The following is a 15,620-nucleotide window of genomic DNA, read 5'->3' as shown; positions in this document are numbered from 1 at the left end:
CGACACGGGCCTGTCGGGTAGACGTCACCTCTATCCGCAGTCGATGATGTGCGGATGGTTCTGCAACACACCGAGCGCACCCACGGGGCCAGTGCGGGCGAAAAAGCACACGAGGCGCCGCTGACGATGACGGCTCCGGTGCCGTATGCACCCGCCGCCGCGCTGCGGAACCCGTTCCCGCCGATCGCGGACTACGCGTTCCTGTCGGACTGTGAGAACACCTGCCTGATCTCGTCGGCCGGGTCGGTGGAATGGCTGTGTGTGCCGCGGCCGGATTCGCCCAGTGTGTTCGGCGCGATCCTGGACCGCGGCGCCGGTCACTTTCGGCTGGGGCCCTACGGGGTGTCGGTGCCGGCCGCGCGTCGCTATCTGCCCGGCAGCCTCATCCTGGAAACCACGTGGCAGACCCACACCGGTTGGGTGATCGTGCGCGATGCCCTCGTGATGGGCCCCTGGCACGACATCGACACCCGCTCGCGCACCCACCGTCGCACCCCGATGGACTGGGACGCCGAGCACATCCTGTTGCGCACCGTGCGCTGTGTGAGCGGCACGGTCGAGATCGTGATGGACTGCCAGCCGTCCTTCGACTATCACCGCGTCGGCGCTGCCTGGGAATACTCCGGCCCTGCCTATGGCGAGGCGATCGCGCGGGCCAGCCGCAATCCCGACTCCCACCCCACCCTGCGGCTCACCACCAATCTGCGGATCGGCTTGGAAGGACGCGAAGCGCGGGCACGGACCCGGCTCACCGAGGGCGACAACATCTATGTCGCGCTGAGCTGGTCGAAGCATCCGGCGCCGCAAACGTACGACGAGGCGGCGGACAAGATGTGGAAGACCAGTGAATCGTGGCGCCAGTGGATCAACGTCGGCAACTTCCCCGACCATCCCTGGCGGTCCTACCTGCAACGCAGCGCGCTGACCCTCAAAGGGCTGACCTACTCCCCAACCGGCGCCCTGCTCGCCGCTCCCACCACCTCGCTGCCGGAAACCCCACAGGGCGAACGCAACTGGGACTATCGCTACGCCTGGGTGCGTGACTCGACGTTCGCCCTGTGGGGCCTGTACACGCTCGGCCTGGATCGTGAGGCCGATGATTTCTTCGCGTTCATCGCCGACGTGTCGGGCGCCTATAACGGCGAACGCCACCCCCTGCAGGTGATGTACGCCGTCGGCGGGGAACGCAGCCTGGTCGAGGAAGAGCTGTTGCACCTGTCGGGCTACGACAATTCCCGGCCGGTCCGCATCGGCAACGGCGCATACAACCAGCGTCAGCACGACATCTGGGGCACCATGCTCGACTCGGTGTACCTCCACGCCAAGTCCCGCGAGCAGATTCCCGAGGCACTGTGGCCGGTGCTGAAGAATCAGGTCGAGGAAGCGATCAAGCACTGGAAGGAGCCCGACCGCGGCATCTGGGAGGTCCGCGGCGAGCCTCAGCACTTCACCTCCAGCAAGATCATGTGTTGGGTGGCACTGGATCGCGGCTCGAAGCTGGCCGAACTCCAGGGTGAGAAGAGCTACGCCCAACAGTGGCGGGCGATCGCCGAGGAGATCAAGGCCGACATCCTGGCCCGCGGAGTGGACTCCCGTGGGGTGCTGACTCAGCGCTACGGCGACGACGCGCTGGACGCATCGCTGCTGCTGGCTGTGCTGACCCGATTCCTGCCGGCCGACGATCCCCGGGTGCGGGCGACCGTGCTGGCCATCGCCGACGAGCTCACCGAGGACGGGCTGGTGCTGCGGTACCGGGTCGAGGAGACCGACGACGGCCTGTCCGGAGAAGAGGGCACGTTCACAATCTGTTCGTTCTGGCTCGTGTCGGCCCTTGTCGAGATCGGCGAGGTGAGCCGCGCCAAACATCTGTGTGAGCGGTTGCTGTCCTTCGCGAGCCCGCTGCACCTGTACGCCGAGGAGATCGAGCCGCGCACCGGCCGCCACCTGGGCAACTTCCCACAGGCCTTCACTCACCTGGCTCTGATCAACGCGGTGGTCCACGTCATCCGGGCCGAGGAGGAAGCCGACAGCTCCGGGGTCTTCGTGCCCGCCAACGCGCCTATGTAGATCGCCTGCAGCCCTTGAAAATTGTGTCGAGTGTGCGGTTTCGTACGCGGCTCGCCGGTGTGCTCGGATCAAACCGCACACTCGCGGGTGACAGGCTCGTCAGCCTCGCCCGGTGACCGCGCCAAAAGCCACGCCTCGCCGTCGCCCTCCCCTGCGGCGATGACGTCGAGCCCGGCGAACACTGCCGGCAACTCACCGGGGCGGGCGCGGAATCGTCCGGGAGCCGCGCCAACCTCACTGAGCGCGCAGATCGCGAGAATGCCTGCGGGGCTGAGGCGTTCGGCCATGGCCGGGTAGAGCCTGGGATCCCGGAACCGGTGACAGAGGACGACGTCGACGGGTGGCCCGGCGGGCAGGCCGTCGTCGAGGTCGACGACATCGAAGCGGCAACGCTGCGCCACGTCGTGCCGCTCGGCAAGGGCTCGCGCCTGACCGACCGCCACCTCGGACACGTCGACGCCACGGACCGTCAGCCCACGCTTGGCCAACCAGACCGACCCCAGCCCGGGCCCGCAGGCGAGATCGAGTGCCGTGCCCGCGACTGGGAAGACGGCCGAGTACGGACCGAAAACCGAGGGCGGGCCAACCTCCTCGCGCGGCACCCGGTCCGCGTACGTCGCGTCCCACCGGTCCCGATCCTGCGCACTCACGCGGTCACCCTACGGACCGCCAGGGAATAGCAGCGTCACCGGCGAGGTTTGCCCCGTCATGCGAGCCATCGTCTACGACCCGCAAGCCCCTGCCAATCTTCGGTTCGACGAGGTGGCCGAACCACCGGTAGCCGAATCGGAGGCATTGATCGACGTGCACGCGATCGCCCTGAACTTCGGCGAGCTGCACTTCATCGATCATGCTCGGAAACCCGGAGAGGTGCCCGGCTGGGACAGCGCCGGGGTGGTGGTGCAGCCGGCGGCTGACGGCTCCGGACCCCCGCTCGGCACCCGCGTGGTCGGTTTCAACGGCGGGGCGGGCTGGGCCGAGCGCCGCGCTCTGGACACCGAGAATCTGGCCGAGGTACCGGAGTTCGTCGAATTCGAGGAAGCCGCCGCGATACCGGTGGCCGGTGTGACGGCTCTGCAGGCGCTACGCGCGCTGGGCCCGGTCGTCGGACGACGCGTGCTCATCACGGGCGCCTCCGGTGGTGTCGGCCGGTTCGCGGTACAACTGGCCGCCCGAGCCGGCGCCCATGTGATCGCCGCGGTCGGAAGCCCGGCGCGCGGGGCAGGCCTCCCGGAGTTGGGCGCAGCCGAGGTGGTCGTCGGGCTCGACGGCGTGACCGAGCCGGTGTTCGGTGTGTTGGACAACGTCGGCGGACACCTACTTGCACAGGCGTTCAGTCTCGTATCCGACGGCGGGTCGGTGCAGTCGATCGGGATGGCCTCCAACGAGCCCACCACCATCGACTTCGAACACGAACGCCGCCTCGGCAACCGGAAACGGTTGGAGCCGTTCACCGTTCACGCACCCATCGGTGATGATCTGCAATACCTGCTGACGCTGCTGGCCGACGGTGAGCTCGATCCGCAGATCGGCCTGCGTGATTCGTGGGACAACGTTTCGGCTGCAGCGCACGCGTTGCTGAGTCGTACAGTCGCAGGCAAGGCGGTCTTGCGCGTCCGCTGATCGTCAGAGGCTCAGATGTTTTCGATGTTCGAGACGATCTGAGCGGCGATCTCCGCGGCTTGGCTGTCGATGTCGTCGCCACAGGCCCACGCCTCGACAATCACGTTGGAAGCCACCGACATCGCGTGGTGGCACCCGCCGCTCGGAGCCCCCTTCGGGGTGGACATCTGGCTGATCAAGGATTCCTCGACCGTTACCTCGCTGACCGCCCATTCCAGCGGCAGGTTTTCGCTGTCGAACGTCACGATCGAGCCCACGCAGCTGTCCCACATTGCCTGCGAGACGTCGAAGAAGTCCTGCGCCTGCTCGGCCGACGGATACAGCACCACCGCCTGCTCGAGCCAGTGCGGATTGTCGTCGCCTGGTTCCCGCACGATCTGATCGCGTGCCGCGGTCCATCCGCTGTCCCCGTACACCCGTTCCTGCGCGCCGAATGCGGCGCCGAGACAATCCTGATCCGACACAGCGGCGGAGTTGTCGTTCAGATCGTCGAGATCCAACGAGACCTCAAGGTCGAATGATCCGACGATGTTGTTGAGATCCTCCACCGGAAGGAGCACACCGTCGAGGTCGGATTCCTCCAGCGTGGTCTCCAGCGGCGGGGCGTCGGGATCCCGCAGCGCCGAACCGGTCACCGTGGTGACGCATCCCGCCAGCAGTACCGACGCGATCACGGCGGCGCCCGCCGTGCACAGCCGGGCCCAGCCCGTGCCGATTGCCATCTACCCATTGTCGCCGACAGCGCAGGTACGCGCGGGGGTACCGGCGTCAATCAGCTACTTCTTGGACTTGTCCCCGGCGGCATCGGTGGACAGCGCCGCGACGAACGCTTCCTGCGGAACCTCGACCCGGCCAATGGTCTTCATGCGCTTCTTGCCCTCCTTCTGCTTCTCCAGCAGCTTGCGCTTACGGGTGATGTCACCGCCGTAGCACTTCGAGAGCACGTCTTTACGGATTGCCCGAATGTTTTCTCGCGCAATGATTTTCGAACCGATCGCGGCCTGCACGGGGACTTCGAACTGCTGGCGCGGGATGAGCTCCTTGAGCTTGGTGGTCATCTTGTTGCCGTAGGCCGCCGCCGAATCCTTGTGCACGATCGCGCTGAACGCGTCGACAGCCTCGCCCTGCAACAGGATGTCGACCTTGACCAGTGCGGCCTCCTGCTCGCCGGCCTCCTCGTAGTCGAGGCTGGCGTAGCCGCGGGTGCGCGACTTCAGCGAGTCGAAGAAGTCGAAGATGATCTCGCCCAACGGCATGGTGTAGCGCAGCTCGACACGTTCCGGCGACAGGTAATCCATGCCGCCGAGCTCGCCGCGACGCTGCTGGCAGAGCTCCATGATGGTGCCGATGAACTCGCTAGGAGCGATCACCGTGGTTTTGACCACCGGCTCGTGGACCTCACGGACCTTGCCCTCAGGCCAGTCCGACGGGTTGGTCACCACCATCTCGGAACCGTCGTCCTTGACGACGCGGTAGACCACGTTCGGCGACGTGGAGATGAGGTCGAGGTTGAATTCGCGCTCCAGCCGCTCACGGGTGATCTCCATGTGCAGCAGCCCCAGGAAGCCGCAGCGGAACCCGAAGCCCAGCGCCACCGACGTCTCAGGTTCGTAGGTCAGGGCGGCGTCGTTGAGCTGCAGCTTGTCCAGCGCGTCCCGCAGAACCGGGTAGTCCGAGCCGTCGACGGGATACAGGCCCGAATAGACCATCGGCCTGGGTTCGCGATAGCCGGTCAGCGCCTCCTTGGCACCGTGACGGGCCGTGGTCACCGTGTCACCGACCTTGGACTGACGCACGTCCTTGACGCCGGTGATCAGGTAGCCGACCTCACCGACCCCGAGGCCCACGGTGGCCTTCGGCTCGGGCGAGACGATGCCCACCTCCAGCAGCTCGTGGGTGGCGCCGGTCGACATCATCGCGATCTTCTCGCGCGGGTTGAGCTTGCCGTCGACCACGCGCACGTAGGTCACCACGCCGCGGTAGATGTCGTAGACGGAGTCGAAGATCATCGCCCGTGCGGGTGCGTCCGAGTCACCGACGGGGGCCGGAATGAGCCGCACCACCTCGTCGAGCAGCTCGCGGACACCTTCACCGGTCTTGCCGGAGACGCGGAGTACGTCGGACGGTTCGCACCCGATGATGTGCGCGATCTCGCCCGCGTAACGATCCGGATCGGCGGCGGGCAGGTCGATCTTGTTGAGCACCGGGATGATCGTCAGATCCCGGTCCAGCGCCAGGTACAGGTTCGCCAGCGTCTGCGCCTCGATGCCCTGCGCGGCGTCGACCAGCAGCACGGCCCCCTCACAGGCCTCCAGCGCCCGCGACACCTCGTAGGTGAAGTCGACGTGGCCGGGCGTGTCGATCAGGTGCAGCACGAACTCTTCGCCGTTGACCTCCCACGGCAGCCGGACGTTCTGCGCCTTGATGGTGATCCCGCGCTCGCGTTCGATGTCCATCCGGTCCAGGTACTGGGCCCGCATATCGCGATCCGCGACCACGCCGGTGATGCCCAGCATCCGGTCGGCCAGCGTCGACTTGCCGTGGTCGATGTGGGCGATGATGCAGAAGTTCCGAATCTGCGCCGGCGCAGTGAAGGTTTTGTCGGCGAAACTGCTGATGGGAATCTCCTGGTGAGCGCGTCTGTCTGGCACGTGGTGTGCGCCTCCAGGGTATCGAGCAACGCCCCTCGCGACACAATCGCCGGGTGCAGCCATCCCCGGGTCGCTGCGCTCCGGTCCGCCGGTGGTCCTGACTTATGCTCGACAGATGGCGTCGCAATGGAAGACGTTCCAGCGTTTTGCGGAGAACCTCGTGTTCAACGAGGCGCCCAAATTCGTGCGCCAACTACAGAATCCCGAGAACGTGCCGCGCGCCGTGCAGCAGGGCATTCAGCAGGGCATCCGGCTGGGTCTTGACGTCCTGGCGGGTGGGCCGACAGAGAAGGCTCCCGCGCTCGCCGCCGGACGGCCGGTATCGCAGCACAGCCTTCCCACAGAGCAGCGCGCCCGAAAGCTCGTGTACTCACCTGACCTGGACGGCCGCGCCGATCCCGGGGAGATCGTGTGGACCTGGGTCGTCTACGAGGACGATCCGACGAAAGGCAAGGACCGGCCGGTGCTCGTGGTGGGCCGCGACCAGCGCACCCTGCTCGGGCTGATGCTGTCCAGCCAGGACTACCACCGCGAGGATCCCGACTGGGTCGGCATCGGCACCGGAAACTGGGATTACGACGGCCGGGCGAGCTGGGTCCGATTGGACCGCGTGCTCGACGTGCCGGAGGAAGGTATCCGCCGCGAAGGCGCGATCCTCGACCGTGACCGGTTCGAGGTCATCGCCGCGCGGCTGCGCGCCGAATACTCCTGGAGTTGACGTTCGGCGGTATTAATTCGGCGCGATTGGGCATTCACTGCCCATGACCGCTGTACCGCCCGATCCCGATCCGGCCGACACTCCCGACCTGGAGCCCGGAGGCGGCGTCGCTCCCGGTGCAACGCCGCCGGACTCGGGACAGACTTCCGGACTCGGCGAGCCCGAGCCGCGCCCCAAGCGGAAGATGACGCCCACATCCGCCACGGCCATGGTGGGTCTCGCGCTTCTGGTTGCGCTGTTCGTCGCTGCCGGCGTGCTGCTGGTGATGAACATCTCAGGCGTCTTCGACTAGCGTGGCTGCCGCCACATCGGCGTCATCGTGGGCCCGCCGTCAGGCAACCGGATCTCCCCGGTGACCTCAAACCCGAACCGCATGTAGTACGGCACGTTGTCGGGATTGCTCGACTCGAGATAGGCCGGTGCGTGCTCGGCGTCCACCCGATCCAGGCGCGAATGCATCAGTGCGTGCCCGAAACCACCGCCGCGCACCGCTGGATCGCTGCCGATCACCGCCAGATACCAGTGCGGCTCCTCGGGGTGATGCTCCTTCATGAGCTCGACGACCTGCTGGCCCCGCCCCATGCTGCGCCCGAACGCCAACATGAGGGTGGGCAGCATGCGCAGCTCTTCGAGTTGCGTCTGCTTCCACCGGCCGGGGGCATCCCACAACGCCGCCGCTGAGATCTCACCGCCCCGGCTTGCCACCTCGGCGGCCGTGCCGCGCAGGAAGTGGTGGCGGGTAATGGCTGCGAACAGCTTCGGCAGGCCCTTGGACCGTCGCGCATCATCGGGCAGCACCCACTGCATCACCGGGTCGTCGTAGAACGCCCGGCCGAGGACGGCAGCCAAGCGCCTGACATCGGATTTGCGTGCGGGACGAACGTCGACAGCTGCCACCGGCCCACCATCGCACACCTCGTCGACCCATAACAGCGACGACGCGGCAATCCTTGTGGCGCTGGCCTTTGGCGGACTTTCGACGCGGTCAACGCCCCTGCGTGATGTAGGCCTGCAGTTGTTGCTGCTCGGCTTCCAGTTCTTCCATGCGGGTCTTGACCACGTCCCCGATGCTGACGATGCCGGCCAGCCTGCCGTTGTCCAACACCGGGATGTGCCGAACCCGGTTCTCGGTCATCAGCACGCTGAGATGGTCGACCGTGTCACGCGGCGTGCAGGTCGCGACGACCGTCGTCATGATCTCCGACACCGGCTGCGCCAACAGGCTGCTGCCCCGCTCGTGCAGCTTGCGCACCACATCGCGCTCCGAGACTATGCCGATCAGCCCGCCGGGTCCGAGGACGACCATGGCGCCGATGTTCATCTCCGCGAGGCTGGCCAACAGCTCGGTCACCGTGGTCTCCGGCGAGATCGTCGCCACTGCAGTGCCCTTGTTCTTCAGCACGTCCGCGATCCGCATCGCCCGCCTCCGATCGTGATCCATCTCACAACAGGCTAGGTCGGTGGCGGTCGGCGCGAAAGGGGTTCGGCCGTCTCTCGCAGAGGAATAAATCGGCCTGAGGATCGGCTGCACGTCCCGAAATCGTGTGACCATCGAACAAGGGAGCCCACGATGAGCAGTGCACCGTCCGTCGCCACCACTCGGTTGGGTGACGAATTGACAGTCAGCGCAATAGGTTTCGGGGCGATGGCCCTGACTCCGGTGTACGGGGAGGTGAACGACGAGGACTCCCTGGCCACGCTGCACCACTGCCTGGACCTGGGCGTCACCTTCATCGACACCGCCAACATCTACGGCGGCGGAGACAACGAGCGGTTGATCGCCCGGCTTTTGGCCGACCGGCGCGACGAGGTCACCCTGGCCACCAAGTTCGGCATCGATGGCAACCCGGCCGACCGCGCCGCAGGCCGCCCAACCGCCCGAGGAGACGCCGAGTATGTACGGAGCAGCATCGACGCAAGCCTTCGGCGCCTGGAAACCGACGTCGTCGATCTGTATTACATGCACCGTCGCGACGTGACCGTGCCGATCGAGGAGACGGTCGGGGCGATGGCGGAACTCGTGGCAGCAGGCAAGGTGCGCCATCTCGGACTGTCCGAGGTGACCGCCGACGAGCTGCGCGCCGCCGTGACGGTGCACCCGATCGCCGCGGTGCAGAGCGAGTGGTCGATCTGGAGCCGTGACGTCGAGCGCAATGTCATCCCCACGGCCGTCGAGCTGGGAGTGGGATTCGTGCCGTACTCGCCGCTGGGCCGTGGTTTCCTCACCGGCACAGTCCAGTCGGCCGCCGATCTCGCGTCGCCCACCGACTTCCGCAAGACCATGCCCCGCTTCGCCGAAGAATCGCTGGACGCCAACCTCGCGGTGGTGGGTGTCATTCGATCGATCGCCACCGAGGTCGAGGCGACGCCGGCGCAGGTGGCACTGGCCTGGCTGCGCTACCGCGCCGAGTCCCTGGGCATCGCCTCGTCCCCCATTCCGGGTACCCGACGCGCCACCCGCGTCGAGGAGAACCTCGGCTCGCTGGCGTTGGCCCTGACACCCGACCAGCTCACGGCGCTGGATGCCGCGGGCGCAGCGGTGTCGGGCGATCGCTACAGCGATCTTTCCTGGGTTTCGGCGGGCCGGGAGTAGTCCGCGACGCGAAAAACTCATGCTTGCAGGCGAATCAGTGATCTCGGCGGCTTGGACGCGGTAGGAATGACCTCATGATCGAGGTCACGTTGCTCGGCACCGGCAGTCCCATCCCCGACCCGCATCGCGCCGGACCGTCGACGTTGGTGCGTGCCGGTGATCAGAGCTTCCTCATCGACTGCGGCCGTGGCGTACAACAGCGACTGGCCGCAGTCGGTTCTGGCGCCAATCGGCTGAGCGCGGTACTGCTCACCCACCTACACAGTGACCACATCGCCGATCTGGGCGACGTGCTCATCACCCGGTGGGTGAGCACGTTCACCCCGGACATGCCGCCACTGCCCATCATCGGACCACCCGGGACCGCCGAGGTGGTGGAGGCGACGCTGAAGGCCTTCGGTTTCGATATCGGCTACCGCATCGCCCACCACGCCGATCTCACCGGCCCACCGCCGGTCGAGGTGCACGAAAGCACCGAGGGAATGGTGTGGGACCACAACGGCCTGCGCATCCGGGTGGCGCCCACCGACCACCGACCGGTAGCGCCGACCATCGGTTTTCGGATCGAGCACAGCGGTGCGTCAGTGGTCCTGGCCGGCGACACCGTGCCGTGCGACGACCTCGACAGCCTGGCCGCGGGCGCGGGCGCGCTCGTGCACACTGCGATCCGCAAGGACCTCATCGAAAAGCTTCCGCAGCAACGGATCCGGGATATCTGCGACTACCATTCGTCGGTGCAGGAAGCTGCGGCGACTGCGGCCAGGGCCGGCGTCGGGATTCTGATCCTCACCCACTACGTGCCTGCCATCGCCCCGGGCACCGAGGAACAGTGGCGGTCGCTGGCCGCGTCCGAATTCGACCGGCAGATCGAACTCGGCGACGATCTGCACAGAGTCGAGGTGCATCCCGGGGTGTGTGTCAGGCCAGCCGGGTGATCTCCACCACGACGTCGAGGTCCGTCGACCCCTCGCCGGAGTAGATCCCCTTGAGCGGAGTGACGTCCGAATAATCCCGGCCCACACCGACACTGACGTACTGCTCATTGATTTCCGCGTCGTTGGTCGGATCGTAGTTCCACCAACCACCTGTCCACGCCTGAATCCACGCGTGACTCTGCCCGTCGATGGTCTCGCCCAATGCCGCCTCCCGGTTCGGATGCAGGTAACCGGACACGTAGCGGGCCGGAATGCCCATGGCGCGCAACAGGATCAACGTCAGATGCGCAAAATCCTGGCAGACCCCCTTGCCTTCCTGCAACGCATCCAGACCCGACGAGTGCACTCCGGTGGTACCCGGCACATAGTCGAGTTCACTGCGCACCCACCGCGCCACGGCAATGACTGCGTCGTGGGGTTCGTGATCCTTGGTGATCCGCTCGCCCACCCGCTGGATGCGCTTGCTACGAGGCGTGTAGTGGGTGGGGCTCAGTACCTCGTCGAACCGGTCCAACACAGCCTCGGTCTGCAGATCGTCCCAACTGACCGGCTCGGCAGGCCTTTCCCCGACGTCGGTCTCGACCACCGACGATGACGTCACCTCCAACTCGGTGTGCGGCGCGTGCAGGTCGAACGCCGTCACCGCGGTGCCCCAGTAGTCCACATACCGATAGGACCTGGTGGCCGGCACGGTTTCCACCCGGTTGAGGATGACGTTCTGCCGGGAGTCCGAGCGTGGTGTCAACCGTGCCTCGTTGAAGGACGCGGTCACCGGTGACTTGTAGGCGTATCCGGTCGAGTGCACAACCCGCATGCGCCACATCATCGTCTCCTCTTCGCGCAAGCGCTCATCGCCTAGATCTCGCCTTCTTCGATGACCATTGCCTCGCCACGCCCGGCGTCCGTCCAGGCCACCCACGGCGCGGAGTGGAAATACTGCAGCGCCAACGCTTCTCCGACGTCTCGGCAGGTTTCCTGCAGCCAGGCCAATCGCGTCTCCAGGGATTCCAGCAGCACGCCGGGCTGCAGGAACTCCAGCTCGCTGCGGGCCCGGCCCAGCAGCCGCTGTGCTTCCGCCTTCGCGCCGAGCCGGTTGTCCGGACGGTTGAGCAGTTCGTCGAGACTGATCTCGGCCAACCGCAACGAAAAGAAGATCGACCGGGGGAACAACCGGTCCAGCATCATGAATTCGACCACTCGACCCGCGTCGAGCGCCCCGCGGTAAGTGCGTAGGTACGTGTCATGCGCACCGGCCGAGCGCAACAACGTCACCCAGGCCGGGGAGGACCCGCTGTCGCCGACCCGGGACAGCAGCAGCCGTACCGTCATGTCCACGCGTTCAATTGCGCGGCCCAGCAGCATGAACCGGTATCCATCGTCGCGGCTCAGCGTCGAGTCGGCCAACCCGGCGAACATCGCCGCCCGGCCTTCGACGTAGGACAGGAACTCGTGCGGGCCCAGCCGCTTGGCTGCCCGTTCCCGTTCGGCGAGCGCGTTGTAGGTGGTGTTGAGGCACTCCCAGATCTCGGTGGACGTCACCTCGCGGGCCCCGCGGGCATTCTCCCGGGCCGCCGAGATGGCGTCGACGATCGAGGCACCGCCGTAGGTATCGCGGCTGAACGCCACGATGTCGGTCAGCGACCAGACGTCGAGACGCTCCTTGGGTGGGTCCATGCCGAGCACCCGTAGCAGAGTCCGCGACGCCTGATCCGGGTCGACGCTCGAATCCTCCAGCAGCTGATGCACTGTCACGTCCAGGATGCGTGCGGTGTCGTCGGCCCGCTCCACGTAACGTCCGATCCAGTACAACGATTCGGCATTGCGTGCCAGCATCTGTCTCTCACCCCCTACTGCTGTTGCTGTTGCTGTTGCGACGAATCTTCATCAGCGCCATCGGCTTTGGGACCTTTGGCGGCCTTGGGCAGGGACCGCACAACCTCGGCCGCGGCCAGCTCACGATCGGCCACCGAGGTCCGCGTCGCCAGCACCCAGGTGTCCTTCGACCCGCCGCCCTGACTGGAATTGACCACCAGCGAGCCCTCCGGCAGCGCCACCCGGGTCAGTCCACCGGGCAGCACCCACACGTCGTTGCCGTCGTTGACCGCGAACGGCCGCAGGTCGACGTGCCGTGGGGCCAGCTTGCTGTCGATCTGCGTCGGCACGGTGGACAGCTGCATCACCGGCTGCGCGATCCAGCCGCGCGGGTCACTGCGGATCTTCTTGCTGATCGTCGCAAGCTCCTTGGCCGACGCGTCCGGACCGAACACGATGCCGTACCCGCCCGACCCCTCGACCGGTTTGATGACCAGTTCGTCGATCCGGTCGAGCACTTCCTCACGCTCGTCGTCGAGCCAGCACCGGTGGGTGTCCACGTTGGCCAGCACCGGCTTCTCCCCGAGGTAGTACTCGATGATGGTCGGCACATAGGTGTAGACCAGCTTGTCGTCGCCGACCCCGTTGCCGACCGCGCTGGAGATCACCACGTTGCCGGCGCGGGCGGCGTTGAGCAGTCCCGCGACCCCGAGCACCGAGTCCGGCCGGAACTGCATGGGGTCCAGAAAGGCGTCGTCGATGCGGCGGTAGATGACGTCGACCTGGCGCTCGCCCTCGGTGGTGCGCATGTACACCGCGTTGTCGCGACAGAACAGGTCGCGGCCCTCGACCAGCTCCACGCCCATCTGCCGGGCCAAGAGCGAATGCTCGAAGTACGCCGAGTTGTAGACGCCCGGGGTGAGCACCACGACCGTGGGATCGGCGACGTTGGTGGGGGCGGCATTGCGCAGCGCCCGCAGCAGATGCGACGAGTAGTCGCCGACCGCCCGCACCCGGTGGGTGGCGAACAGGTTCGGGAAGACCCGGGCCATGGTGCGCCGGTTCTCCATGACGTAGGACACCCCGGACGGCGATCGCAGATTGTCCTCGAGCACCCGGAAGTCGCCCTTGGCGTCGCGGATCAGGTCGATACCCGCGACATGGATGCGAACCCCGTTGGGCGGGACGATGCCCGCCGCCTCGCGGTGGAAGTGTTCGCACGAGGTGACCAGCCGTCGCGGGATCACGCCATCACGCAGGATTTCCTGCTCGCCGTAGATGTCGTGGAGGTACATCTCCAATGCCTTGACGCGCTGGGTGATGCCCCGTTCCAGCCGTGACCACTCCGCCGCCGAGATCACCCGCGGCACGAGGTCCAGTGGGAACGGCCTCTCCTGCCCGGACAACGAAAAAGTGATGCCCTGGTCGATGAAGGCCCGGCCCAGCGCCTCCGAGCGCGCCTGCAGCTCGGACGCGTCCGACGGAGCAAGCTCGGCGAAGATGCCCTTGTACGGCCCACGCACGTTGCCGGCCGCGTCGAACATCTCGTCGAAGGCCTCGGAATACCGGCCGAGCTGGTTGTAGCCGTCGAAGACGCCCTGGTGTTTGGCGCGAGCCGCGGAGTTGTTGCTGCGCGTCGTCCGCGCGGACTGGGGCGGCAGATCCTCGTCTACTTCTCGCGTCCGCGGTACCTTTTGCGCTCCTCGCGGTCCAACGTCCATCCACAACATGCTGCACCACCTGCGGGTTTTTTGCCGGTTCAACGGCACAGTGCGTTTCGGCAGGCCAGCAGGTGGGTTGTGATGGTAAAAGGGTGACGGAGGGCCGGGGTTCAGCAGTCGCCGCTTTGGGAGATCGGACGGCACGCTGGTACCCTGAACAGTCGCTGCCCGCCGTGCAGGTAGGCACACACAGACTTCGTAACCCCAGCTAGAGAATCAAGAAGGAACTCCTACGTGGCCAACATCAAGTCGCAGCAGAAGCGCATCCTCACCAACGAGCGCCGTCGGCTGCGTAACCAGTCGGTGAAGTCGTCGCTGCGCACGGCCGTCCGCGGTTTCCGCGAGGCTGTCGATGCAGGTGACAAGGACAAGGCCGCCGAGTTGCTGGCGACCACCAGCCGCCAGCTGGACAAGGCCGCCAGCAAGGGCGTCATCCACCAGAACCAGGCGGCCAACAAGAAGTCGGCGCTCGCGGTCGCGCTCAACAAGCTCTGACCGTTTCCGGTCACCCGGCTGCGAGTTGCGCCACCCGGCGCACTGCAGCCTCAAGGGCGTAGTCGGCATCTGCCGCTGCGCCCTTTACGTCTGCATTGAGCGCGGCCACCACTCGCATCGCCTCAGCGACCGAATCGCGCGACCATCGGCGGGCCTGCTTCTGCGCCTTCTGCACGCGCCACGGCGGCATTCCCAGTTCTCCGGCGAGCCGGTACGGATCACCCGACAGCGGCCCTACGCGCGCAATGCTGTGCACCGCCTCGGCCAGCGCATCGGCCAGCACCACGTGAGGTTCGCCGGCCAGCATGGCCCACCGCAGCGCCTCCGCCGCCCCGGCCACATCGCCGAGGACAGCCTTGTCGGCGATATCGAAGCCCTTCACCTCCGCTTTACCGCTGTGATAGCGGCGCACCGCGGCCGGATCGACCTGCCCATCGGTATCGGCCACCAGTTGTGAGCAGACCGCCGCCAGCTCACGGATGTTCGACCCCACCGCATCCAGTACCGCGGTGACGGTGTCATCGGACACCTTCGCCCGCAGGCTGCGGAACTCACCCCTGACGAAATCCGCCCGCTCGGCCGGCTTGGCGATCCGTGCACACGGATGTACTTGCGCACCAAGCTTTTTCAGCTGATCAACCAGCGCCTTGGCCCGACCCCCACCGGTGTGGATGATCACGAGTACGGTCCCCGGCGGCAGATCCGCGGCGGCTGAGGCGATGAGGTTGACGGCGTCCTTGCCCGCTTCGGCCGCGGACTCGAGCACCACCAAGCGTTCCTCGGCGAACAGTGACGGGCTGAGCAACTCGGCGAGCTCATTGGTGCTCACTTCACCGGCACGCAGGCGGTCCACCGGAATGTCGTCGGATCCGGCCCGCTCGCGCACCTCACGCAACACAGCCGCCACCGCGCGCTCGACCAGCAATTCCTCATCACCCAGTACCAGGTGCAGTCCATCGGCCTGTTGGCTCACGGGATGATCGTGTCACGCCGGCCCGACAACGC

General features: G+C 66.5%; 16 protein-coding genes. 7 read left to right on the top strand and 9 right to left on the bottom strand.

Annotated elements, in window-relative coordinates:
* The first annotated feature begins 54 nt into the window (after positions 1-54).
* Entirely contained in the window at positions 55-2,067 is a 2,013-nt protein-coding gene (locus tag ABQF30_RS25375) for a glycoside hydrolase family 15 protein (RefSeq protein ID WP_448469033.1), read from the top strand.
* A gap of 68 nt (positions 2,068-2,135) precedes the next feature.
* On the opposite strand, the gene ABQF30_RS25370 is transcribed toward ABQF30_RS25375, so the two are convergent.
* Positions 2,136-2,717, bottom strand: a complete 582-nt coding sequence (locus ABQF30_RS25370; RefSeq protein WP_448469031.1) for a class I SAM-dependent methyltransferase — start codon at positions 2,715-2,717, stop codon at positions 2,136-2,138.
* 58 nt (positions 2,718-2,775) lie between these two features.
* Between ABQF30_RS25370 and ABQF30_RS25365 the strand changes: the two genes are divergently transcribed.
* Entirely contained in the window at positions 2,776-3,690 is a 915-nt protein-coding gene (locus ABQF30_RS25365) for a zinc-binding dehydrogenase (RefSeq protein ID WP_448469029.1), read from the top strand.
* Positions 3,691-3,701: 11 nt separating this feature from the next.
* On the opposite strand, the gene ABQF30_RS25360 is transcribed toward ABQF30_RS25365, so the two are convergent.
* Positions 3,702-4,412, bottom strand: coding sequence for a sensor domain-containing protein (locus ABQF30_RS25360; RefSeq protein WP_448469027.1), 711 nt, complete (start codon positions 4,410-4,412; stop codon positions 3,702-3,704).
* A gap of 54 nt (positions 4,413-4,466) precedes the next feature.
* Positions 4,467-6,341 carry a translation elongation factor 4 gene (gene lepA / locus ABQF30_RS25355; protein WP_448469025.1) on the bottom strand — a complete coding sequence of 625 codons (1,875 nt, stop codon included), beginning with the start codon at positions 6,339-6,341 and terminating at the stop codon, positions 4,467-4,469.
* 115 nt (positions 6,342-6,456) lie between these two features.
* Between lepA and ABQF30_RS25350 the strand changes: the two genes are divergently transcribed.
* A complete protein-coding gene (locus ABQF30_RS25350) occupies positions 6,457-7,059 on the top strand; it encodes a type II toxin-antitoxin system PemK/MazF family toxin (protein ID WP_448469023.1) in 603 nt (200 codons plus the stop codon).
* 43 nt (positions 7,060-7,102) lie between these two features.
* On the top strand, positions 7,103-7,351 hold the full coding sequence (locus ABQF30_RS25345; protein ID WP_448469021.1) for a DUF6480 family protein: 249 nt from the start codon (positions 7,103-7,105) through the stop codon (positions 7,349-7,351).
* On the opposite strand, the gene ABQF30_RS25340 is transcribed toward ABQF30_RS25345, so the two are convergent.
* Both ABQF30_RS25340 and ABQF30_RS25335 read right to left on the bottom strand, forming a co-directional pair.
* Complete coding sequence (locus ABQF30_RS25340) at positions 7,348-7,956, bottom strand: GNAT family N-acetyltransferase (protein WP_448469019.1); 609 nt, start codon at positions 7,954-7,956, stop codon at positions 7,348-7,350. The two genes, ABQF30_RS25345 and ABQF30_RS25340, sit on opposite strands and share 4 nt — an antisense overlap.
* Before the next feature lie 88 nt (positions 7,957-8,044).
* Positions 8,045-8,476, bottom strand: a complete 432-nt coding sequence (locus tag ABQF30_RS25335; protein WP_448469232.1) for a CBS domain-containing protein — start codon at positions 8,474-8,476, stop codon at positions 8,045-8,047.
* 153 nt (positions 8,477-8,629) lie between these two features.
* Here ABQF30_RS25335 and ABQF30_RS25330 point away from each other — a divergent pair, with 153 nt between their 5' ends.
* Positions 8,630-9,652: an aldo/keto reductase gene (locus ABQF30_RS25330; protein WP_448469017.1), complete on the top strand. Its 1,023-nt coding sequence runs from the start codon at positions 8,630-8,632 to the stop codon at positions 9,650-9,652.
* A gap of 74 nt (positions 9,653-9,726) precedes the next feature.
* Positions 9,727-10,587 (top strand): ribonuclease Z, encoded by an 861-nt coding sequence (locus ABQF30_RS25325; RefSeq protein ID WP_448469015.1) that lies wholly within the window; start codon positions 9,727-9,729, stop codon positions 10,585-10,587.
* Here ABQF30_RS25325 and ABQF30_RS25320 read toward each other — a convergent pair.
* Genes ABQF30_RS25320 through ABQF30_RS25310 form a run of 3 tightly spaced genes read right to left on the bottom strand, consistent with a single transcriptional unit; the run spans position 10,571 to position 13,943 of the window.
* Positions 10,571-11,410, bottom strand: coding sequence for a transglutaminase family protein (locus ABQF30_RS25320; RefSeq protein ID WP_448469013.1), 840 nt, complete (start codon positions 11,408-11,410; stop codon positions 10,571-10,573). The genes ABQF30_RS25325 and ABQF30_RS25320 overlap by 17 nt on opposite strands.
* A gap of 32 nt (positions 11,411-11,442) precedes the next feature.
* Complete coding sequence (locus tag ABQF30_RS25315; protein ID WP_448469011.1) at positions 11,443-12,420, bottom strand: alpha-E domain-containing protein; 978 nt, start codon at positions 12,418-12,420, stop codon at positions 11,443-11,445.
* A gap of 14 nt (positions 12,421-12,434) precedes the next feature.
* A complete protein-coding gene (locus ABQF30_RS25310; protein WP_448469230.1) occupies positions 12,435-13,943 on the bottom strand; it encodes a circularly permuted type 2 ATP-grasp protein in 1,509 nt (502 codons plus the stop codon).
* A 411-nt stretch (positions 13,944-14,354) separates the two neighbouring features.
* Between ABQF30_RS25310 and rpsT the strand changes: the two genes are divergently transcribed.
* Positions 14,355-14,615: a 30S ribosomal protein S20 gene (gene rpsT, locus ABQF30_RS25305; RefSeq protein ID WP_448469009.1), complete on the top strand. Its 261-nt coding sequence runs from the start codon at positions 14,355-14,357 to the stop codon at positions 14,613-14,615.
* A gap of 10 nt (positions 14,616-14,625) precedes the next feature.
* Here the strand turns inward: rpsT and holA are convergent, their stop codons facing one another.
* Positions 14,626-15,588 (bottom strand): DNA polymerase III subunit delta, encoded by a 963-nt coding sequence (holA, locus tag ABQF30_RS25300; protein ID WP_448469007.1) that lies wholly within the window; start codon positions 15,586-15,588, stop codon positions 14,626-14,628.
* Positions 15,589-15,620: the final 32 nt, after the last annotated feature.

It is taken from the genome of Mycolicibacterium sp. XJ870 (assembly GCF_053483975.1).
Note: the sequence above shows the minus strand (reverse complement) of the source record. Positions and strands in the feature narration are given on the sequence as shown.